The 24,008-nt window shown below is 37.9% G+C and carries 15 protein-coding genes; 11 read left to right on the plus strand and 4 right to left on the minus strand.

Annotated features, from left to right (window positions below; translation table 11 throughout):
• Positions 1–5 precede the first annotated feature (5 nt).
• Both E0Y80_RS12340 and E0Y80_RS12345 read left to right on the plus strand, forming a co-directional pair.
• On the plus strand, positions 6–929 hold the full coding sequence (locus tag E0Y80_RS12340; RefSeq protein WP_156307983.1) for an ROK family protein: 924 nt from the start codon (positions 6–8) through the stop codon (positions 927–929).
• Positions 930–985: 56 nt separating this feature from the next.
• On the plus strand, positions 986–1,546 hold the full coding sequence (locus E0Y80_RS12345) for a D-sedoheptulose-7-phosphate isomerase (RefSeq protein ID WP_156307984.1): 561 nt from the start codon (positions 986–988) through the stop codon (positions 1,544–1,546).
• A gap of 194 nt (positions 1,547–1,740) precedes the next feature.
• Here the strand turns inward: E0Y80_RS12345 and E0Y80_RS12350 are convergent, their stop codons facing one another.
• Positions 1,741–2,277, minus strand: coding sequence for a GNAT family N-acetyltransferase (locus tag E0Y80_RS12350; protein ID WP_197091581.1), 537 nt, complete (start codon positions 2,275–2,277; stop codon positions 1,741–1,743).
• 1,252 nt (positions 2,278–3,529) lie between these two features.
• On the opposite strand from E0Y80_RS12350, the gene E0Y80_RS12355 reads away from it, so the two are divergent.
• A complete protein-coding gene (locus tag E0Y80_RS12355; RefSeq protein WP_156307985.1) occupies positions 3,530–4,783 on the plus strand; it encodes an MFS transporter in 1,254 nt (417 codons plus the stop codon).
• Here the strand turns inward: E0Y80_RS12355 and E0Y80_RS12360 are convergent.
• On the minus strand, positions 4,761–7,421 hold the full coding sequence (locus E0Y80_RS12360) for a DUF5916 domain-containing protein (protein ID WP_156307986.1): 2,661 nt from the start codon (positions 7,419–7,421) through the stop codon (positions 4,761–4,763). The genes E0Y80_RS12355 and E0Y80_RS12360 overlap by 23 nt on opposite strands.
• A gap of 148 nt (positions 7,422–7,569) precedes the next feature.
• Here E0Y80_RS12360 and E0Y80_RS12365 point away from each other — a divergent pair, with 148 nt between their 5' ends.
• The 7 genes from E0Y80_RS12365 to E0Y80_RS12395 all read left to right on the plus strand — a co-directional run bounded on the left by E0Y80_RS12365 (position 7,570) and on the right by E0Y80_RS12395 (position 21,385).
• On the plus strand, positions 7,570–8,130 hold the full coding sequence (locus E0Y80_RS12365; protein WP_156307987.1) for an RNA polymerase sigma-70 factor: 561 nt from the start codon (positions 7,570–7,572) through the stop codon (positions 8,128–8,130).
• 6 nt (positions 8,131–8,136) lie between these two features.
• Complete coding sequence (locus E0Y80_RS12370; RefSeq protein WP_156307988.1) at positions 8,137–9,090, plus strand: FecR family protein; 954 nt, start codon at positions 8,137–8,139, stop codon at positions 9,088–9,090.
• Between the two features lie 369 nt (positions 9,091–9,459).
• Positions 9,460–12,849, plus strand: a complete 3,390-nt coding sequence (locus E0Y80_RS12375) for a SusC/RagA family TonB-linked outer membrane protein (RefSeq protein WP_197091582.1) — start codon at positions 9,460–9,462, stop codon at positions 12,847–12,849.
• A 13-nt stretch (positions 12,850–12,862) separates the two neighbouring features.
• Positions 12,863–14,653, plus strand: a complete 1,791-nt coding sequence (locus tag E0Y80_RS12380; RefSeq protein ID WP_156307989.1) for a RagB/SusD family nutrient uptake outer membrane protein — start codon at positions 12,863–12,865, stop codon at positions 14,651–14,653.
• Positions 14,654–14,673: 20 nt separating this feature from the next.
• Positions 14,674–16,902 (plus strand): hypothetical protein, encoded by a 2,229-nt coding sequence (locus E0Y80_RS12385; RefSeq protein WP_156307990.1) that lies wholly within the window; start codon positions 14,674–14,676, stop codon positions 16,900–16,902.
• Positions 16,903–16,916: 14 nt separating this feature from the next.
• Positions 16,917–19,190: a hypothetical protein gene (locus tag E0Y80_RS12390; protein WP_156307991.1), complete on the plus strand. Its 2,274-nt coding sequence runs from the start codon at positions 16,917–16,919 to the stop codon at positions 19,188–19,190.
• 830 nt (positions 19,191–20,020) lie between these two features.
• Positions 20,021–21,385, plus strand: coding sequence for a Gfo/Idh/MocA family protein (locus E0Y80_RS12395; RefSeq protein WP_156307992.1), 1,365 nt, complete (start codon positions 20,021–20,023; stop codon positions 21,383–21,385).
• A gap of 6 nt (positions 21,386–21,391) precedes the next feature.
• Here the strand turns inward: E0Y80_RS12395 and E0Y80_RS12400 are convergent, their stop codons facing one another.
• Entirely contained in the window at positions 21,392–22,360 is a 969-nt protein-coding gene (locus E0Y80_RS12400; protein WP_156307993.1) for a helix-turn-helix transcriptional regulator, read from the minus strand.
• 11 nt (positions 22,361–22,371) lie between these two features.
• On the minus strand, positions 22,372–23,208 hold the full coding sequence (locus E0Y80_RS12405; protein WP_156307994.1) for an MBL fold metallo-hydrolase: 837 nt from the start codon (positions 23,206–23,208) through the stop codon (positions 22,372–22,374).
• A gap of 167 nt (positions 23,209–23,375) precedes the next feature.
• Here E0Y80_RS12405 and E0Y80_RS12410 point away from each other — a divergent pair, with 167 nt between their 5' ends.
• Positions 23,376–23,999, plus strand: coding sequence for a flavodoxin (locus E0Y80_RS12410; protein WP_197091583.1), 624 nt, complete (start codon positions 23,376–23,378; stop codon positions 23,997–23,999).
• The last annotated feature ends 9 nt before the right edge of the window (positions 24,000–24,008 follow it).

Consider the following 24,008-nt stretch of genomic DNA (forward strand, 5'->3'; position numbering starts at 1 on the left):
TATAAATGTCGAACAGGTATTTAGGAATAGAAATTGGCGGTACAAAGCTTCAGATGGTCATTGGCGATAATCAAGGGAACATTGAGTTGAGAAAACGCTTTGTCATCGATCCAATTAAGGGAGCTATAGGGATTCAAGAGCAAATTATGGATGGACTCGAATCTTGGAAAGATGAAATGGATTCTATTTCAGCAATTGCCGTAGGCTTTGGCGGACCGGTAAATTGGAAGGACGGAACCATACAGGTTTCCCATCAGGTAGAAGGATGGTCTAATTTCAATTTGAAGGATTGGTTGAAGGAGCAAACCCAAAAACCAATAGCGATAGACAATGATGCGAATGTAGCCGCATTGGGAGAGTCTATTTATGGATTGGGTAAAGGCTACAAATCTGTATTCTATATGACCATAGGAAGTGGAATAGGAGGAGGGATGATTATTGATTCTACGATTTATCATGGCAAATTTCCTGGAGAAGTGGAAATCGGCCACATCCGAATGAATAAAGATGGCGAAACACTTGAAGGAAAATGTTCGGGATGGGCAGTAAATCAAAAGCTTCGCTCTTTTATAGATCAAAATCCTGATAGTTTCCTTGCCGAATTAGACAAGCACAACCATGAACCTGAAGCCACACTGTTAAAACCAGCATTGGAAGCTGGAGATCAGGAAGCCGAACGAATCCTCTTTGAAATAGCCGATGACCTAGCATTCGCTCTTTCGCATGTTGTCCACCTTTTCCATCCTGAAGTTTTAATTATTGGTGGTGGAATCTCCTTATTAGGTGAACAACTGCGCATTCCTATTGAAAAACAGCTTTCAGGATATCTTCTAAAAGCATTTTTACCTGCTCCTGATATTAAAATCGCTGGCTTGGCAGAAGATGTTGTTCCAATTGGTGCTTTAGAACTGGCAAAGACTGCCATTTAAATCAATACTTAATTTTCAATTATTCAAATTATAAACTTAGCATTGACTTCATAGATATGAAAACCTATTTAGAGAATTATCTTCAAGAACATAAAAAAGCAATCGACTCCATTCCGGTAGATCAGGTGGAAAGAATCATTCATAAATTCAAAGAAACCTTAGATACCGACTCCCAGATCTTTGTTTTCGGAAATGGAGGTAGTGCAGCAAGCGCTTCACATTTTATAACCGACCTTGGAAAAGGCGCATCCGACAAATTATATCGAAGGTTCAGGTGCCTCTCCCTTAACGATAATTCCGCCTGGATCACCGCTATTGGTAACGATTATTCCTATGATGACATATTCTCGAGACAGCTTGAAAATTATGCCAAGGAAGGTGATTTAGTCCTTATGATGAGTGTGAGTGGGAATTCACCCAACTTAATAAAAGCCTCTGAATTCTGTAATAATAATGGCATCTATTCAATCGCCTTAACAGGAAAGTCAGGTGGTAAGATTTCCGAATTAGCTGATATCGTAATTAAAGTCGATTCAACACATTACGGCCGAGTCGAAGATTGCCATATGCATATTTGCCATATGATTAGTTATGCGTTTATTGAGGGGAGTATTTAGAATTTAGTAGTTAGTATTAAGATTTCGAGGGTGGATGTTAATCTGGTTTGGGATACTAATTTAGATGGTATAGGTTGTTTTAAAGATTGGTATAAGTGATTTTAGATAGAATTTAGATTTAAATCCTGAAACTAATTTTTTATACTGAAAACTGATTTATATCTTGAAATCAGTTTTATATCTTTAATTCATATTTATATCCCGAATTCTACTGGGTATTGGACTATTCCTTTGATATTTTTTAAGGTATTTTCGGACAGTTCAATTGCCATAAAGTTTTCTGATGGGACTTCAAACGGCGGGTAAATATCAAATAACTCTGCTTTTTGATATCCAAACTTTGGATAATACCCTTCATGCCCAAGCAAAATCACAGATTCATAGCCTAAATCCTTGGCTCTTTTTTGAGCCTCCAAAATTAACTTTCCCCCGATTCCCATTCCTTGGTATCCATCTAATACAGCAACAGGCGCCAACGCTAAGGAATTCCCCGATAACTGACCGTTATCTAGAATAGAGATCTCAGTTAGCAAAATATAACCAACCACCTCACCATTAACTTCAGCAACCAAAGATAGCTCTGGAATAAAAATCTTTGATTTTCTCAACCTTTCTACCAGAAATTGCTCTTGCTTGTCAGAGTGTTCTAGGTTTTCAAAAGCAGATTTGATCAACTCAAAAACAGCAGGGTAGTCGGAAGGTGTTTCTTGTCGGATTGTAATGTTATTCATGTGGTAAAGGTAGGGTTTAGTAATTAGTATAAAATATTTAGTAGTTAGTATTTAGATTTCGAGGATGATAAAATGCTTGATCAAGGATTAATGCTCTTTGATAGGAAAGGATACGACTAGTCATATCGTCGGGACTTTGACAGCCCTTCGGCAATCCGTCAAGACTTCGACAATCCGTCGGCCCTTCGACAACCCTTCGACAGGCTCAGGACGACGGCTCAGGGACCGAAGAGAAATACCCTTCGCCAAATAACCCCAATTAAAACATCCTTCAAAATCCCCGTGCTATCACTCCATCCACAACACCTCCCAAAAGCAAAGCATTAATAAGATCGGCTCATTTTCCAGTGGCGGAAAAGTGAAGGAAATTCCGCGGCCTGTGTAGGGGGATTGGCCTTGGATGCTTTCAAAAAATCATTCCCTCAAAAGGAATGATTTTGCAGAACGGCATCCTCGCCAAAAGGAATTTCCTTCACGTGCCCAAGCCCCGTGCGACAAGCCACCTTAAAATGAGCCAAGGGTTTTGGTTACTTTTGCCCCTCAAAAGTAACATAACATAAGTATGAAAAAATTATATAAAACTTTATAAATCAATTAATTAACCTTGAAAATATTCCTTTGACAATTCGTCTGCCCTTCGACAACCCTTCGACAGGCTCAGGTCGATTGCCTAGGGTTTTTTAAGACAAAATCCCATCGGGATGGCATATCTATAGCCAGACCCGTAGGGTCTGGTATAATTGTTAATTATAAAATCAACTCCGTAGGTGTGACATATTTCCTAATTATAAATTATTTAGGACCTAATACAATCCGTCTGCCCTTCGACAGGCTCAGGGACCGAAGAGAAATACCCTTCGCCAAATAACCCCAATTAAAACATCCTTCAAAATCCCCGTGCTATCACACCATCCACAACCCCTCCCAAAAGCAAAGCATTAATAAGACCGGCTCATTTTCCAGTGGCGGAAAGGTGAAGGAAATTCCGCGGCCTATGTGCGGGGGGATTGGCCTTGGATGCTTTCAAAAAATCATTCCCTCAAAAGGAATGATTTTGCAGAACGGCATCCTCGCCAAAAAGGAATTTCCTTCACGCGCCCAAGGCTCGTGCGACAAGCCACCTTAAAATGAGCCAAAGGTTTTGGTTACTTTTGCCCTCAAAAGTAACACACATACTTTTGCCCCTCAAAAGTAACATATATTACCTACCTTTGCTTGCCTTCAATTACACACAAAGGACACATTCACTTTTATGGACAACATCGAAAAATCCCCCTTATCAGGTTACCAAAAACTCGTTATTTTCATATTAGCATTTACACAATTCACAGTAGTCCTGGATTTTATGATTATGTCGCCGATGGGAGATATGCTGATGAAGGCAATCGATTTGAAACCGGCACAATTTGGAGTAGCCGTATCCGCCTATGCATTCAGTGCAGGGATTTCAGGCCTCTTGACAGCTGGATTTGCAGACCGCTTTGACCGTAAAAAACTCCTCTTATTCTTCTACATAGGATTTATCATTGGAACCTTCCTTTGCGGATTTTCGACCAGCTACACAATGTTGGTAGCAGCAAGAATTGTGACTGGTTTATTTGGTGGTGTAATAGGATCCATTTCGATGGCGATAATAACAGATGTATTCAGTCTAGATCAGAGGGGAAGGGTGATGGGCTTTGTGCAGATGGGCTTTGGTGCGAGCCAGGTATTGGGAATTCCTATAGGACTATATATAGGAAATGCCTGGGGATGGCAGAGTGCTTTTTTGATGATCGCAATTTTGGCTGTTTTTATAGCTGTTATGATAGCGATGAAGCTGAAGCCGATCACTGAACATATAGGATTGCAGAAAAAACAATCTGCGATACAGCATCTTTGGGGAACCTTCAACAGGAAGGAATATAGAATAGGATTCTTGGCGACGGCATTACTGTCTGTTGGAGGATTTATGATGATGCCTTTTGGAAGTGTTTTCGCGATCAATAACCTACATATAACACATGAAGAACTACCTCAGATGTTTATGATATCAGGAATAGCATCTTTAGTTATTATGCCGGCAGTTGGATGGTTAAGCGACCGTTTTGATAAATTTAAGATCTTCGCTATTGCAACAACCTGGATGATGATTATGGTATTGATTTATACCGCTTTAGGACCTACACCATTCCTATTGGTCGTAACCCTTAACATTCTGATGATGATGGGGATACTTAGTCGTGTGACTCCATCTTCGGCATTAGTTTCGGCTGTACCAGACAAGGAAGACCGTGGTGCTTTTATGAGTGTAAGTGCTTCGCTTCAGCAGATGTCAGGTGGAATCGGTGCGATTATCGCAGGACTAATCATTGTCCAAAAAACGAGCGATAGCCCAATTGAGCATTATACAACTCTGGGCTATATTGTTGTTGTAATCAGCATTATCACCATTGCTTTAATGTATTCGGTGAGCAAAATTGTCAAGAAAAAAGGCAAGACCGTTACCAGCCCAACCAATAGTTAACCTTTAGCATAAAAGTGTTAGTCGGAGCGATTCCCCAAATCTGGTCGATATTATTTCCCCAGCCTGGTTGATAAACTGGCATTCTACCTGATCGGTTGTGTTCCCATACTAAATATAAGGTCGAACCGGGCTTGTATTCCCAGCGGGCAACAAGGTTGGAACGAAACTCATTGAACGTAAAATTAGGATCTTTAAAATGTCCCCTCTGTTCACCTGTTCCTATAATATACATACCGTTTGCATAGCTCAGTTGGTTAGGGCTAAACTCCTGAAAACGTTCATTATATGTTTTTGATAGGGTGTTGCTGGCATATTTAAATCGGTCGTATTCAGCAATCGAAGTAAAAGGAGATCCATAATACTGAATGGATAGGTCAGGAGTGATGTTTCCTTGAAGTCTGAAGGTAAATCCATAGGTCTCTTGTCGCATTCTTCCCATCACATAGGATTCTTCATCAGCATTTATGGAAGGTAAATCTGCTGTTCCCACATACTGCAGATTATCCTTGTTCCATGCATAGTTAAATTGGGTAACCAAATGTATATGATTGCCTATTCTAAATGTAAGGGAAGGTCTGATTTCATTATATCTAGTTTCCCCATCCAGATAATGTTTGCCATCATAATCAACCTTTAAAAACACTCGTTTTGCACGGTCCGAATTCATTGAAAATGTACTCGTAAAATTCGGGTTATAGCGAAGGTCATATCCGCCACGAAGCATCCGGCTGTCTACGGAATTCCAGCTGAAAGCTTCTTTTAAGTCCATTTCAATGCGTCGCTTGATAGTAAGACTACGAAATCTGACAGCAAGGTTGTTATCCATGGCTTGACCGCCATAGTTCCATACGTTGCGTTGTGTTAGTGTAATTCCTGCCGCACGGAAAGGACCCCAAGGATCGGTCTTCCGGAATGCGACTTCCGTTTCGTTAAGCCTGTAATCGGTCTGTTTGAGGTAGCCCACTTCGTTCAGGTCAAAGCCTGGAGATGACCAACTGAAGGTTTCAGCATAAGTCCATTGGGCATTTCCTTTTTTACCTGCTTTAATATAACCTCCCGTTCCACTAAGTGATGTCGCTTCCGGCTTCATATCTAGATAAGATGCTCCTGATTTCCGCTGAAAGAAATGGGTTGCATTCCTTTTAGTCGATGTGATCGCATCGGCAGAACCAGAAAGCGTACTGTACATCGCTTTGGTTTCCACATAATATAAGCGATTTGAAAAATATTGCGTAAAGTCAATTCCCGCTGAAAAAGCATCTTTTACAAGGAAATTCTCCAAATGGGGAGCATCCATTTTCCGGTTTACGGAAGTGATCATACCTCCCAATAAGGTATTCCCGTCCCAATTCTTCTGTACCCGGGCAACAGTGTAATTGGTCAATGGTTCTGTCTGTATTCTTTCCTCACCTGTACCAAGATTGCTGACTTTCTGTGAGGTCTTGGCTGTAATGCTTTCCAATATTCCAATGGTCAACCCTTTTCGGTTTGTACCGGTCAGTTTCATCGCACCTAGGATAGGAACAAAATCTGTACTGCTGGCAAAAATATTTTGATTGTCAACGTTTGGAACCTGATATCTAGGTCGCGAGCCAATCCTCCGGGAGTAGAACATCATGCCACCTTCATTATTGTCAAACTCCAATATATGTTTTCCTTCAAGGAAAAAGGGTCTTTTCTCCTCATAGAATACCTCGTAAGCGGTAAGGTTCATGACGGAAGGATCCAGTTCTACTTGACCATAATCCGGGTTGATAGAGAGATCCATTGTATAATCGGAGATGGCAAATTTTGCATCTAAACCAGCATTCTGTTTCCAACGGCTGCCGTCCTGATAGGGACTATTGGCAATCTTTGGTTCGCGGATCCATTTCGTCATTGCATAAGGTAAGAACTCAATTCCCTTCGGTTTGGGTAGATCCTGCATACCATGCATGGTCCCAAAGGAAAATACGTGCCCATTATTCTTAATCGGAATCATGCTCCAATTTTGAACTTCATTGTTTTTCCGTATTATCCTACGGACATGAAGCCCCCAGATGCCATCATCATTCTTTTGGTTATAACGGATCTGATTAAAAGGTATACGCAATTCAGCCGTCCAACTCGAATCTGCTAAATTCTGACTTGTTTTTCCTTCCCAAACAGCGTTCCAGCTAAGATTTACTGATAACTTATCCGTTACGGTTAGGTCTGTCTTATTTCCACCCAAATTAATATTGAATTCCACTGCCGCACGATAATCATGATAGGGGTCAAAAGCAATACTTATCAGGTCGCCATTGCTGTTATCATCACGGTTTCCTATAAATGCATTCATCGATTCCGGATGTATATCCTTACAATATACACCTACATAGATGTTCTTGTCATCATAGAAAATTTTCATTCTTGTCCAGGACCCGGTATATGCCCGTTCAAATGGAATAACTTGCGAAAATTTCTCAGACCAGACTCCTTCATTCTGCCATAATGCTTCATCGAGCTTGCCATCTATCTTGGGTTGGGCTTCACTTATCTTCGTTGCTTGATAGTCTCTTTTATAGGCGTCTTCAAATGAAACAACGGGTTTTCGTTCATCTTGACTAAAGGCGTAAGAAAATGTTGCAATAAAAACGAAGGACAAAAAATATTTCATTGGCAGAGTTTAGGGACACAGGGTTCCAATTGATTGTGCCAAATGTAGGACTTTTAATTTTGCATACCTCAATATTATTCTTAAATTTTGCCAAATTTTTATTACACAATTCCGAACCAGAATTTGATGATAATCTGCTAACCACATTATGGAGGCTGTAAAACAGAATTTCACGCAACTATATCATAGTTTCCATCAACGATCGTTTTTGTTTGCTAAATCATTGGTGCATGCTGATGATGTAGCGGAAGATATTGCTATGGAATCTTTAGTCATTCTCTGGGAAAAGATGAAAGCTGAAGAAATTCAATCTGTTCAGAGCTTCTTATTTCGAGTCATTAAAAATAAAGCTTTAGATCATCTAAAGCATTTAAAGGTACGTAGAAGGGTGGTAGAAGCCCTAGATGAATGGGAAGAAGGAGAAATCGATTTTAGAGTTGAGATGATTAATGGAATCAATGATGAGCAGATATTGTCAAAGGAAATTCGCGAGATTGCTGAAAGAACACTAGAAATGTTACCAAGTAAAACTAGGGAAGTGTTTATGTTGAGTCGTCAAGAATATTTAAAGGGTCATGAAATTGCTGAGCGATTGGGAATCTCTCAAAAAGGAGTAGAATATCATATTTCAAAAGCAATTAAAGCTTTGAGGGTTAGCCTCAAGGACTATTTATTGACACTTTGGATGTTACTTAAGTTTTTTAGCTGATAATAAATGGAAGAATTATTAATAAAATATATAAGTGGTTCGGCTGACCGGTCTGAGAAAAAAGAAGTAATGGATTGGATAAATTCGGACCAAAATAACCGGAAGGAATTTGAAACTCTCCAGAAAGCGTATTTTGTGTCTATTTGGACAGATGATCTAGAGCCAGAAGTTATTGAAGATGAAATAATTCCAATAAAAAGAAAACCTGTTTGGAACGAAATTCTTAAGGTTGCTGCAGTACTCCTTATAGGATTTAGCCTTTTTATTAACATAAAAGATTATGTTTTCAATGGAAAGACTAATAATATCGAAAAGGAAAACTTTCAATCTGTCCATGTTCCATCCGGCCAGCGAGTAGAGTTAAGTTTAGTGGATGGTTCAAAGGTTTGGGTAAATGCAAATTCAAAATTGGATTATCCGCAAACCTTTAATAAGGATCAAAGAATAGTTTTCTTAGATGGAGAAGGCCAATTTAACATTGAGCATAATGACAAAATACCATTTATTGTAAAAACTAAAGATTTTGATATACAGGTACTGGGTACTGAATTCAATGTCAAAGCGTATTCTACAAAAGGTAAATTTGAAACAGCATTACTTCAAGGAAAGGTTCAGATTTCTTCAAAAGATGGTCAAAATAAAATCACTTTAAAACCAAATGAAGAAGCAATCCTTGAAAATGGTAAATTATTGGTTCGACCTATTCAGAATTTAGACCCTTATCGATGGGTGGAGGGTTTGATGACTTTCGAAAACGAATCAATTGAAGATATCCTATTAAAAATGGAGGATTATTTCGATATCAACATCAGCATTAAAACTAAAAACTTAAATAAGAAAAAATATACCGGAAAGTTCTGGATAGATGATGGGGTAGAGGATATGTTGGAGGTTCTTCAAAAAACATCTGATTTCAAATATTCAAGAAATTCTGATACGAATGAGTACATTATATATTAATAATTTCTAGCTTATTCTCCATAAGTATTTAATAAAAAGGGCTGTATATACATATAGCCCTTTTTCTTGTGTTTCATTTTCTATATTTGTTGTATGGATATTTAATCTATTTGAATAATACTCAAATTTAAATAATTGAAAATAAACTAATTATAGTGTTTTATTATTTTTTTTATATTTTCTTTTAGGGTAGGCAGACATATATTCGTCTTACCTATACATAAGCGAATAATCAACAAGTATTATTTACTGTAAACCTAAGATATTCGTTTAGTGTTTGTTAAATGAGTATTGCTTTTTTGGGAGATTATGAGGGTGATCTCCCAGAAAGTAATTGATGAGAATAACCAACGCCTTAAAACCGCTATTATGAATAATTTTTTTATCAAATCTAAATTTAGGATTCGGTCCAAACCAAAATCCATTCTCCTGGCTTTAGCCTTGCTCGCAACAGCAGGGCCAATATTTGGTCAAAACAAAACAATAACCATCAATAGGAACAAAATCTTAATGAAGGACGCGTTATACCAGATCGAAAAGCAAACAAATTATCTTTTTGTCTATGACAATTCAATAATTAATCCTAACAAGGCAGTTTCAGTTGATTTTAAAAATGAAAAGCTTGAAGATGCTCTTGCTGAATTGTTTAAAGACACTGATATAAATTTTGTGATTGAAAATCGAAATATCCTACTTCTAAAAGGATCCAATAATTCTAATGTCAATGCTAGCCAAGAAAAAATTACAGTTGAAGGCAATATAAAAGATAAAAATAATCAACCAGTAGTGGGTGTGACAGTTTCCGAACAGGGAACTAATAATGCTAAAATTTCTGATGAAAATGGACATTATTCCATTAATGTCAATCCTAAAGGCGTTTTGATTTTCAAATACCAAGGTTACCAGACAGTCGCTAAACCCGTTTCAGGAAGAACAACGCATAATATTACTTTTTCAGAAGATATAAGCGAATTGGATGAAGTCGTTGTCATTGGATATACCACGCAGAAGAAATCATTGGTTACCGGATCAGTCTCTAACATGAAAATGAATGAAAGCCTTAGATCTATACCAACAACTTCGGCTGGAAACTTATTGGTCGGTAAGATGCCGGGTGTCAATATAACAACGCCTAATTCGGTTCCCGGATCAAATCCTGGAATCAGTATCCGTACTGGTTCTTCTATGAATACACAAAGTGTAACCTATGTTATAGACGGAGTTGTTCGAGGTAGTGGAGATTTCAATAATTTAAGCCCAAATGAAATAGATGATATTACCGTTCTGAAGGATGCTGCTTCTGCAGCAATTTACGGGTCTCGCTCTGCCGGTGGTGTAATATTGGTGACCACAAAAAAGGGAAATTTGGGTAAACCTATGTTCAACTATTCTTTTGGACAATCAGTAGATAATAGAACAAAAAATGTTGAACTCACATCGGCAGTGGAGGCTGGTGAACTTTATGGAAGGATTAATGGAAGTGCTGACCCTGCAGGTTGGGCATGGGCACAAGATGAATTAGACCATTTTAAAACCATAAACAATGGCTGGGGATATGATCAATTGGAATCGGTATGGCAAAATCCAACGACACAGACCCATAACCTCAGTGTCAATGGAGGTTCCGAAAAAGTGAAATATTTTGGTGCTGGTTCTTTTGTAAAACAGCAAGGCTTTTTAGAGCCTATGAAATATGATAAATACAATTTCAGAATGAATGTTACCGCTGAAGTAACTAAGGATTTTGAAGTATTTACCGGATTAGCAATTTATAATAACTTTTTAGGGTCGGCAATTGATGGTGGAGATACCTACGGTAAATTAAGGATTTGGCAGCCTGATCAACCAGTTTTTACCGATAATGGACAATTCATTGATTATGGATGGATTGGAAATGTGGGGGCACGTGTTGCTGGTGCTAGTGGATATAATAAATCCACACTGTTGAAACCACAGATTATTCTGAGCGGAACATATAAAGCTCCTTTCCTCGAAGGATTGAGTGCAAAAGTCGCATATAACAGAAGTTGGACTAATGATCTCAATCGGGTATTCTACACGAATTATGATATGATGATTATGCGAAAATCTGGAACTAACAACCGGATTATGTCTACCAATGACAATGATATTGTTGGGGTTAAGCGATCAACTTGGGTAGGTAAGGACTATATCCAAAGAAATTCAGGATATTCTGATGATAAACAATTTAATGTTCAGCTGAATTATCAGAATACTTTTAATGATAAACATGAAGTTTCTGCAGCATTGGTCACTGAATGGTATGAAGGAGCAGGGTCAGGAGTATTAGCGGGTAGAGAAACATTTCCAGTTTTTTTAACTGATCAATTCTGGGCTGCTAGCGGTGCTAGGGCTGATACTTGGGGTGATGGTGCAACCGACTGGGTAAGTGGTCGTATGTCATACATCGGTCAGTTCAATTACAATTATGCTAGTAAATACCTTTTGAATTTCTCCTTCCGCGAAGACGGTTCCATGAATTTTGCCCCGGATAAAAGATGGGGATTCTTTCCAGCGGGATCTGTAGGATGGGTATTGACTGAAGAAAAATTCTTTAACGTTCCTGCCATACAATTCCTAAAATTAAGAGGTTCTGTGGGACTTACAGGTAATGATGCAGTTGGAGGATGGCAATGGCAGGAAGCCTATAAAACAGGTTCAGCAGCTTACTTTGGTACATCACCAAGCCAATCATTAGGTATTACTTATGGAAATGTGGTGAATAAAAACCTAACCTGGGAAAAAGCCTTAAGTTACAATTTCGGTGTAGATATGAATTTCTTAAGAAATTGGAACGTTTCAGCAGATTATTGGTATAGAAATTCTTATGATATTCTATGGAATAGACAGAATACATTGCCATCCACCTTTAGTTTGACAATGCCAGCTGAAAACTATGCGAAAATTGATGCGCAGGGTTTTGATTTTCAATTGGGATACAATTTATCTAAAGAAAATTACTCGTTCTTTAGCAATTTGACCATGTCTTATGGCTGGAACAAAACAATCAAATTGGACTATGCCGAAAATGCCCAATGGATCGATATTCCTGTCGGTAAATCAAGATCTTTCATTACTGGTTATGAATTTGATAAAATAATTAGAACGCAAGAAGAGTTAGATGCTTTTAATGCTGAAAATCCTAACTATAAATATGACGGTCTATCACCAGAACTGGGAATGATGGTTTATAAGGATATTACTGGTCCAAATGGTGAAGCTGATGGAATCATTGATAGTTGGGACCGTGTAATGCTGCGTTCAAATAATTTTCCAATTGTTTATGGATTAAACCTAGGTGGAAGTTGGAAAGGATTTCATATTGATATGATGTTTTCGGGGAGATTAAAAGAAGACAAATTCATGAACGATTTAGCAGGGGGAGTGGAATGGAATCGGATGTGGAATCAATGGTATTCGGATAGCTGGACAGCAGAAAATCCAGATGCAACCTTACCAAAACGTGTTAGTGCAAATAATCCAAGAACCTATAATCCAAATAGTGAGTTCTGGCTTAAGGATGCCTCTTTTGTAAGAATGAAATATTTGACGCTGAGTTATGATCTACCGAAAGGCAAATTTTATAATAAAGTATTTGATAATGTTCGAATATATGCATCGGGAACGAATCTTTTCGTATTAAGCAAGTTTAATAAATACTATGATCCTGAAATTTCGGGGGGTAATGCTTTCCCTGTTTTGAGATCGTATAATCTAGGAATAGATGTTAAATTCTAATAAACCTAAAACCATGAATTATAAATCAATTATATGTGCTGCATTATTAGCTTCTACGATAAGTAGCTGTAGCTTAGACTATAAAAATACCGCAACGATAAATCCAGAAAATGTCTGGACCGATAAGATAATGATCAATTCATTCCTAACCGACATTTATGGCAAAATGATGCCTGGTTGGCCTATCTCTGCAAACGGGACTGACGAAGGAATGAATGGACCTACAGATATGGGGAGTTTTTCACGCGGAATTATTTCTATCGAAGGTCAAGGTCAAGGATTAGACTATGCCAATATCGACCGCATAAATTTTTTCCTTGATAATTTGGAAAAAGCAAGCGTTTTATCTGATGATGAAAAGAAACAATTTCGCGGGCAAGCCTTATTTTGGAGAGCTTGGGATTATTGGGGAAAGGTCTTCAATGTTGGCGGTGTTCCATTGATCTTGAAATTTCAGGATGTATCGAATATCGAATCTTTATTTGTAAGCAGAGCATCCACAACCGAATGTGTGGCTCAAATTATGAAAGATTTGGATGAAGCTATAGCAAATCTTCCCGATGTGTGGACAGGGGCAGAATATGGCAGGATTGATAAGGGTACAGCTATGGCGCTCAAAGGAAGAATTTTAATGCAATATGCTAGTCCGCTTTTTAACCCTTCAAATAATATTAAAAGATGGGAAGCTGCCTATGAAGCCAACAAAGCTGCGGTAGATCTGCTTACTAAAATGGGTAAAGGCCTTTACGACGGAAAGTTTGAGGATATCTGGTATAGTGAAAGAAATAAAGAGGTCATTATGGTCAACCAATTTTATTATCCAGACCACAGATTAGATCAAAAGAATATCCGTCCCGAACCATTGACAAAAGATAATGCAAATTATAATCAAGCAATTCTTCCTTTGTTATTGGCATTTCCTAAAAAAGATGGTTCTAAGTTAGAATTGGATTATAATAAATTGTCCTCGGATGAAGCCTATAACGCCCAGTTTATGACGGATTTTTATACCAATAGAGATCCAAGGTTTACCGCAACTATCTTTAGCCCAGGTACAGAATATCCAGCAAAAGATGTGCTGATTAATGGGATGAAATATTGGAATGCATGGAAAAAGGTTTCAGACCCTTCAGCAACAGGTGGTTTTAAATACATGACTTTGATTTTCGATCAACTCTCTAAAGGAGTTGGAGGAACTAGTTCTGGATATTTTCAAATGAAAGGACTGGATAAAAATCTAACAACCAATACTGTATATGATGCTCAAACTGATTGGATAGAGATTCGATTTACTGAAGTATTAATGAACCTTGGAGAATGTGCAAATGAAATTGGAAAATCCTCTGAAGCATTACAGATTTTATATGATGTCAGAAAACGTGCTGGTATTGTATCTCCTAATGGAAAATATGGAATCACTGCCTCAAGCCAGTCCGAAATTCGTCAAGCCTACTTCGATGAACGATTCATAGAATTTGCCTACGAAAATAAAAGATGGACGGATATCCGAAGACACAAACGTTATGATATGCTGAACAAAATGAAATATCGTTCTGGATTACACGCTGTTATTAAAGACCCTAGTAAAATCGCTGGATTCAATTGGACTAAGGATATGTATGACCCTGAAGTACGTAAATTATTTAGATTCGAATACTTGGAAGTGCTTGATGGCAATAAAGATTATTTTTTCAATCTTGATCTCAAACATTGGTTCTATCCAATCAGTAAAGGAGTAATCGACAGAAACTCTAAAATTGAACAAAATAATGAATGGGGTGGAACATTTGACCCACTTAAATAATTTTGGAACTTGTTAAAATAATGAAAAGCCTTTTAGTCACATTAATTTTAAGTATTACTTCGCAGTTTGTATTGGCGCAGGACTGGTTACCATTAAATAGAAACCAATCTGTTCCATATCGACTCTTGGATTGTTCTTATGAACAATCCAAGTTGAAGGATATTTCAACTATTCTTCCGACTTCTGATAATTGGTCAGTTTACATTGATTCAACTTATCATAAAGAAAAGGGCTACTTAAGTTATACGTTTAGATTTGTTGCCAAAAGGAGTATGGACAATGCCGGTGTTGCAGTTGCCTTTGATGAATACCAATGGATCAGCGATAACTTTGTTATGATCCCGGCAGTCGTTTACAATGGAAATAGACAAAGGATCGTAAATCGGGAATATGCTACAGGATTTGATAAAACAGATTACTACCGAAAGGATTTAGCGCTTACCACAAATCCAATTCCACAACTGTCTCCAGAGTTCGGTGCCAAATCACGTCTTGAAGTGAATGTTAGCAATACCTCAACCCCGGTTATTACTTATCTTAATAAAAACACGAATCAAGGGACATTTCTTTTTACAGAACAGGGAATAAATTGGAAATCAGAAATTAAAGATCATGCGCTAATTGTGGAAGAATCAGAGGACAGAAAAGTAGCAAGTTTTATTATTTCTGCTCCCGGGGTGCGAGAGAAAAAGCCTGAATTTATTGGTTTCAGTAAAAGCCCTGACCGTGGGATCTCGGTCAACAAAGGCGATGAAATTGTAATCAAGGTCAATAAAGTGAACTTTAATTGTGTTGATATTCCTTCCTTCTATGAAAAGTTTATGCAGGAACGCAAAGAATATCTTCCGAAATCTAGTCCACGGAATTTAATGCCTATGAGCGTTGTCTTTGAAAAAATGACGAAGAATATTGAGGAAAGATATTATTCAGATGGAAATATTGGTTTTTATTGTCCTGAAAATGCGGATTGGATGTCTTATGGTTGGGTTGGCGGATTGATAAATACCTATCCGATGCTAACTATGAACAGCGCTGCTGAACAGCAGAAAGTTGCCAATACATTCGACTTTGCGCTATTGAATGGTAAAGGGGAAAGCGGATATTATTATGATGTTTTAGGTGCTGATGGAAAGATTGTTTACCGGGATGCTGCCAAACTAACGCCTGGAATAGGACTTACAAGAAAAAATGCAGATGTCCTTTACTGGATGGTCAAGCAATTTATGTTGCTCGAAAAGCAGGGCAATACCGGATTGGTTAAAACAGAATGGAAGGATAATACCCGGAAATTGGCAAATGCCTTTGTTCAAACCTGGAATTCGAATGGTACCTGGGGGAATTACCTCGATATTGAAAAAGGAGATATTGCCGTTTATAATACCACTGGTGGGGCAATGGCTGTTGCTGGTCTTGCATTGGCTTCCCAATATTTCAATAATCCAGAATATCTGCAAATAGCAAAAAAAGCCGCTGAAAGATTCTATGAAAACTTTCAATTGGTCGGATTTACATCCGGTGCATGTGGGGATATTTTACAGAATGCCGATTCTGAAACTGCAATCGCATTAACAACTTCCATGATGACTTTATTTGAAGTGAGCAATGATGAGAAATATCTGCAATGGGCTCAAACTCTTGCTGATTATACTTCTTCTTGGACAGTCTCATTTCCTTATGAATTACCGAAAAATACGCAACTGGGAAAATTAGGTGCAAACCTTACCGGTGCTGTGTGGGCAAGCACTCAAAACAAACATGGTACCCCGGGTTTCTGTACCCAATCTGCCGATGTCCTTTTTAAACTGTATAGAAAAACTGAAAATATACTCTATGCCGAATTATTACGCGATGTTATACATGCCCATGCAGAGGGTATACAACCTAATGGAAAAATAACCGAAAGATTGACTTATTGCGATGCGGACAGTCGCGGGTCTAGAGGCGATGGTGGTAAAACAGGCTGGAATGAAACTAATGGTGCATTAATGGCTAAGGAAATCCCTGGTCTTTACTTTAGAAAAGATTTAGGTAAGGCATTTATGTTCGACCATTTGGAAATTAAAAGTATGAAGAAGATTAAAGATGGTTGGAATATAACCCTTTTTAATCCAACAGTTTTTGATGCAGAACTTACTATTCTTGCTGAAGATAAGGAGCAGGCCTTTGAAAACTTAGGCGATAATGCCTTTGTCGGTTGGACCAATAAAATTAAAGTCAAAGCTGGTAAAACTTCTATTATTAAAATCTAGGAATATTAACGAAAATGATGAACAACAAAACCTATATAATTCTATTACTTCTTGTTTTTTCAGGTCTGTCTGGATTCAGTCAAACTACCTTAAAAACAAAGTATTTTCAAATCCATATTGATGCGAATGGCTATATCAATAGTATGCAGAATATTACAAAAAAGCCATATCGGGAGTTTAGTCCAACGGACAAACCATCACCGATCCTGACCTTATACAACAGCAAGAAAAAGCTTTTTTACTTCCCACAGAAAGCAAATTATTCGCCTTCTGAAAAAATTATGACGGTCAACTTTGATAATGGATCTAATGCTAGAATTAGAATTGATGAGACCCCAAAATATTTTAAATTCAAACTCCTTTCATTAACCAATTCAAATGAAATCGAAGCCGTCCAATGGGGATCTTACCATACCAATATCAATAATTTGATGGGGGAGATCATTGGTGTAGCGAGGGATACCAGTCAGGCAATCAATTATTCTATCGGGATGCTGGCATTAAATGACAATACCATCGGTGGAACTGCTGATATCCAAGGGGATGCAGCCCCATTTCAATACATTATCCATAGTCCCGATCCAGATAGGTTTCCCTTGCCGGTAAGCCTACATGAAGGGCAGGTCTTTACCTTAGGTGGAAATGGTATCTCGGATGTTGCATTTTATGCTCATAAAGAACCTTATTATAGAATTCTGTATGGAAATGCTGCAGAGGTTGACCGTAATGGAAGAATTTCAATTTCTTACCAATCGAGAGATCGCCGAAAAGAAAGGGAAGTTTACTTCTCATTGATTCCAAATATGGCTTCAAACGTTCCCAATCACTTGATGGTTGAAGCATTGCCACGTGTGGATTATGTTGGTTCTTCAGTCGCATTATGGGGGAGTCCGGACAGTACCGCATTAATGGATGTTATTCAGGATGTAGTTTTAAAAGAAGGATTGCCATACCCAACTGTAAATGGGAAATGGGTAAAGGATCCAACGGCATATGTTCCGGATGTACTGACCGAAGGAGGGCAATATGATAAGATGATTGAATATGCTTCTCAATTAGGGTTTAAAGCCATCAGCTTGTATGATCAGGGATTCTTAAGAGCTGACCGTGGCAATGAAGGCTATATTGATGGAAAGGACTTCAACAAAAAACCTTTGAAACTTACTTCAGGAAATCTATCCCATAAGGAATATGGAGCTTTGGCAATGAAACATAATTTGACCATTGGAAGAACTCCAATAACCAATGCATTAGCCCCGGGAACGAAAGATGCAAGCCCAATTCCAAGCGATAGTTTATGGTACCAACAAAAAAGGCTTTTAACGAAGAACATATCGGCAGAGGATACTTTAATCTATGTTGATGATCCTACCCACCTTCAGGAAATCGGTAGTTGGGAAGGTCATGTGAAAAGCTTAAATATGGTTAAAATAGGAAAGGAACTGATCCATTATTTAGGTGTTAGTGATACCAAACCCTATAGATTATTGAATGTAACTCGTGGATATTGGAAAACAAAGGCCACAGATCATCAGGCAAATGATACGATCTATAAATTACAGGTTACTATAAATTATGGTTATGATGGATTGATTCCAAACATGGCATTGCAGGATAAGATTGCGGAATATTATGCAGATGTGGCACACATCAATAATATGGGCTATTATGATTTTGATGGTCAGGAATTTCTGTTCAATAATGGACATGGGTATTATTCCACAAAACGTTTCTTCGGAAAGATGTTTGCCCGCGCTAAGCAATTGGGCATTGATGATATCCGATTTACCGGAGCAACATTATCCGAAGGTTCTTGGCATTACCAAAGTATTTGGAACGTAGGTGGGGGAAAGAATCTTTACGATGCACAAACTCGTGAATGGGGAAGTACTACAAGTCAAGGTAAGGATTTACGAGATGTTTGTGTTGCCAATTTCTTCCCTGTGGGGATGGGAGGTAATTTTCCAATTACTAAGGATTCCAAAGTTGAAGAATATGAGCACATCCAAGCCATGGCCGTCGGCACTGGGGCAACCTATAGTTTGAAATTGAACCAGAAAGATGTGGAAAGCTGCCCTCAAAAAAATGAAATATTTAAGGTAATACGTACCTGGGAAAATGCGCGGGCAGCAAATGCTTTCCCAAGCTGGATTAAGAAAATGCTGGTTGATCCTAAAAACAGTTTCAGATTGGAAGAATTAAACAAGGACAATTGGAACTTATATAGTATGGATCTGAAGACAGGTAACAAAACATTATTAGCAAAATTGAGCCGTTCCAGGCAATAATATTGAAATCTTAAAAAATCGATTCGATTTGATTTCAAAAGGTCTTATTAAGTCAAGGACTTAGTGAGTGTTTAATTAGGTGTAATTTTAAACCCGGTTTCTGCCCAGAAACCGGGTTTTTTATCGTTTGTAGCACCCGCCAAGGCTCTAATCTTTTTTTTTTAAATTTTATTTGAAAATGTACATACATGTTACAAAACTATATATTTTATTTTTCTATATTTGAACAATGATTATTTATTAATTAATAAAAATACTTATAAATTACATTTTAAAAATGCTGTGTTTGGTTTTCCTTGTCTTTATAAGTTGTTTTTAAATTATTCTGATAATCAGGTATAAACGAATAATCAACCTGTAAAATATTAAGTAAACCTTAAGATTATCGTTTATTGTTATTAATTCCGTGTTGCTTAGATGGGGGATTATGGAGGTAATCTCCCTATAAGCAATGCTTTTGAAAAACATTTTGTTTGCCCTATGACCTTAATCAATAATTAAATGTTCATGCATCGGTTCTATTTAGTTTAAATCGAAGGTCAAATCCTGTTTTACATTAAAATATGATGTTAAAATTGCTCGAAAAATTTGTTAGAGCATATCATTATACAGAAGAGAATCCACGTGATTCTCCTTAAAGATCTTGTTTAGTGCAAGCACTTATAACAAGTGGTTAGTTTAGTTATAAAGCCTGATCCTTTCCCAGGGGATTGGGCTTTTACTTTAATAATTTATGGAATCTGTTTGCACTTAATCCTGAAGCAATTCCTAATTATCAAAAAATATTCCTTATCTTAAAGGTATAAACCTTTTTAAACCCAATCATTTGCATGAAAAACATCAACCTCAACCGTAGACAGTTTATTATTGGTTCTGGCGCTTTGTTATCCCTTGCTGCATTGCAGCGAGCCGGATTTGCTGCTGAAATATTGAAAGCTAGGAAAGTGGCCCTAATAGGGGCTGGATGGTATGGTAAAAGCGATTTGTTCAGATTATTACAGGTTAGTGATGCTGAAGTGGTTGCCGTATGTGATGTCGATCAAAACCATTTAAATGAAGCTGCAACATTGATTTCACAAACGCAGAAATCAGGTAAAGAGCCTCAAAAATATTCAGATTATCGTAAATTATTGAAGGATCACAAGCTGGATGTTGTTTTGGTTGGTACTCCTGATCATTGGCATGCATTGATTGCTATTGCTGCAATTGAATCGGGGGCACATGTGTACCTTCAAAAACCTGTTTCTGTCGATGTACTGGAAGGGGAGGCGGTGGTTGCTGCTGCTCGTAAGCACAACCGAAAGGTTCAGATTGGAACTCAAAGGAGAAGTACCCCACACATGATCGATGCAAAGGACAATATTATTGGGAAAGGTCTTTTAGGTAAGATTTCTCATGTAGAAATGTGTTGCTACTATCACATGAAGAGCAATGCAAACCCTCCTGAAGAACCTGTTCCCGTATTCTTGGATTATGAAATGTGGACGGGACCAGCACCCTTAAGACCTTATGATGGTCTGCCGCATGGTGGCTGGTGGCGTGCATTTATGGAATATGGAAATGGGATTACCGGTGATATGTGTGTGCATATGTTCGATACGGTTCGTTGGATGTTGGATTTGGGCTGGCCAAAGAAAATCTCTGCATCCGGAGGTATCTATGTGCAGAAACAAGCCAAGTCGAATATTGCTGATACTCAAACTGCAGTCTTTGAATACGATGACCTGAATTGTATCTGGACCCACCGTACCTGGGGAACTCCAGCAGATCCCGAATTTCCTTGGGCATTTGTAATCTATGGTGATAAAGGAACCTTAAAAGGAAGTACCATGAAATGGGAATTTATTCCAACAAAGGGAGAGAAGATCGTTAAAGATGTGGTTTATGAAAAAGAGGAATTCCCTGAAGACCTAAAAGAACCAAGAATTGAACTTAATGCGGCTCCTGCAACTCGTGGACAGATGAAAAACTTACTTTCAGCTATAGATAATGGTCATTTACCGGTTGCAGATGTTCTACAAGGACATATTTCTACCGCATGCTGTATATTGGCAAATATCTCAATGGAATTGGATAGGTCAGTGATTTACGATCCGGAAAAGAAAGTCTGTGTAGATGACGATGAAGCTACCGCAAGACTGAAAAGAAATTATAGAGCTCCATGGAAGCATCCATATCCTTACCAGGGAGCGTAAGACTTACTATTTTATGTTGTTTTGAATGGCCTGAAAGAGTTTTTTAAAGCTATGCTTAAGCTCTTCAGGCTCTTCTATTTTAATGCAGTCCCCAAACATCATTAACCAACGTGGGAATTCATGCTCAATATCTCTGTTCTCAAAGGTCATTTCAAATTTATCGCCAACCTTTCTTTCTGATTTAAAGCCGTAATGCGTACGCTGCCATCGAACAAAGGGAGCAAACTCTCGATCAACCAGAATAACAGTTTTTATTTTAGGCATTTCTGGTGTCTTCATGCATTTCAAATATTCCTCAATGGAAATATGCCTTTTGCTATATCCGTTTTCTGTAGTTTCTATGTGATTGATGCGGTCACTGCGAAATTGCCTAAAATCATTTCTTTCTAGGCAGTATGCTACAATGTACCAGAATCCTATTTCATGAACTATGCCTATTGGTTCAATCGTTCGATGTTGAGGCTCATCATCCTTGACACCTTGATATATAATTTTAATCTGCTTTTTATTGGCAATGGATTCTATCGCCGAACTTAATACATGCGGAACCTGCTCTGGAAAAATCTGCGTATTCTGCTTTCGCATGATAATCTGCTCCTGCATATTCGTTACCATATCCTGGTCATTCCCCTTAAGAATAGCTTTGATTTTCATCAATGCTGAAGCATACTGTGCAGCACTTGCCTTATCCAGGTATTTCTCCGCCAATTTTTCTGCTGCTACAAAGCATAGTGCTTCCTCCTTACTAAAAGATATCGGTGGCAATCGATAACCATCCATAATGCTATAACCCATGCCGGCCTCACCAATTAGAGGCACTCCTGCCTGTTCAAGACTCTTTATATCCCTATAAATTGTCCTCAGGCTCACATCAAATCGATCTGCCAATTCCTGCGCTTTAACGACTCTTTTGGACTGCAATTGAATTAGAATCTCTACAATACGGTCAAATCTCTTTTTAAGGTCTACAGACATTGAGTTACGGCTTAAATATCGCTTAGTTTAAAAGTATCCTTTAATCGAATTCCTTTTTCAGTATACTGTAATGTTGCACATTCATGTACAGAATCGTGTTCTAAAAACATAATGTATTCATTGTCAACGATCTCAGACCAATAATCCTGCCTCTCTTGCATGGTTACTAATGGCCTTACATCGTATCCCATCACGTAGGCAATCGGGATATGACCGACGGAAGGTAGTAAATCTGCCATATAAAGAATCGTCTTTCCTTCATATTGTATTTGAGGCAGCATCATCGCTTCGGTATGCCCATAGGCAAAACGCATTTTGATTTCTGTATCATACTGCGGTTGTTGAATATCAATAAAATTCAATTGCCCACTTTCTTGAATAGGAAGGATATTTTCTTTTAAAAAAGACGCTTTTTCTCTAGGATTGGGATTAACTGCCCATTCCCAATGCTCTTTGTTGGACCAATAACGTGCATTTTTGAATGCCGGTAAGAGTTTTTCTCCTTCTCGTATAATAGCTCCGCCACAATGATCAAAATGAAGGTGGGTCAATACCACATCCGTTATATCGTCGCGATGAAATCCCAGCTTGTTCAGGGATTTATCCAAGGTGTCATCTCCGTGCATATAATAATGGCTAAAGAACTTTTCGTCTTGTTTATCTCCGATTCCAGTATCCACAATCGTCAGCCTTTTACCATCTTCAATGAGCATCAAGCGTGTTGCCCAAGTACATAAATTACGTTCATCTGCTGGATTGGTTCTTTGCCAAATACTTTTAGGTACAACCCCAAACATGGCACCACCATCCAATTTGAAAAATCCCGTATCGATACTATGTAATTTCATCGCTTTTCCTTTTCCATAAAAATCACACTTTCATTTCGCTAAACCAAGGAAAATATCGAAATCGAAAGAAATCAACTCATTATCAGTAATAATGGTACTTATTTCGGTAATCCATATACCGTTATATTTGTTTATTCTTTTGAACTTTGAATTGTAATATGAAGGAAATGAAAAAGATACTACACCTATTTATTCTATTATTCATTACAGGATCACAGGTTTTTGCTTGTAAATCCGATCCAAAAATAATTGAGAGTCCAACTGAAAATGAAGAAATTAATGCTGAACGTATCGCAGTTGTATATCTTTCACGAACAAATAATACAAAAGTATTAGCAGAGATGATTCATGAGGTCGTGGGCGGAGATTTGATCGCATTGGAGACTCTTAATCCGTATCCCACTGATTATAAACAGATAGTGGAGCAAGTCGCCTCGGAAAATAATAGAAATTATTTGCCACCCATTAAGACTAAAATTGACTTAAGCCAATATGATAGAATCTATTTAGGCTTTCCAACTTGGGGAATGCAATTACCCCCACCGATGAAAAGCTTTCTCAATAATTATGATTGGAAAGGAAAAGTAATTGTTCCTTTCAATAGTAATGCTGGATATGGCTTAGGAAGTTGTCTTGAAGACCTAAAGATCTATGCTAAAGGTGCCAAAATATTGGAAGTCTTTAGTACAAAAGGTGGAATTGAACGAGATGGCATTAAATTGGCAATTGAAGGTAAAAGAAAGATGAAAGTTGATAAGTCCTTAAAAGAGTGGTTAATAAAAGTGAAATAAACTAAAAAA

Origin of the sequence: Sphingobacterium endophyticum, from assembly GCF_009733535.1 — a bacterium.
GTDB lineage: Bacteria > Bacteroidota > Bacteroidia > Sphingobacteriales > Sphingobacteriaceae > Sphingobacterium > Sphingobacterium endophyticum.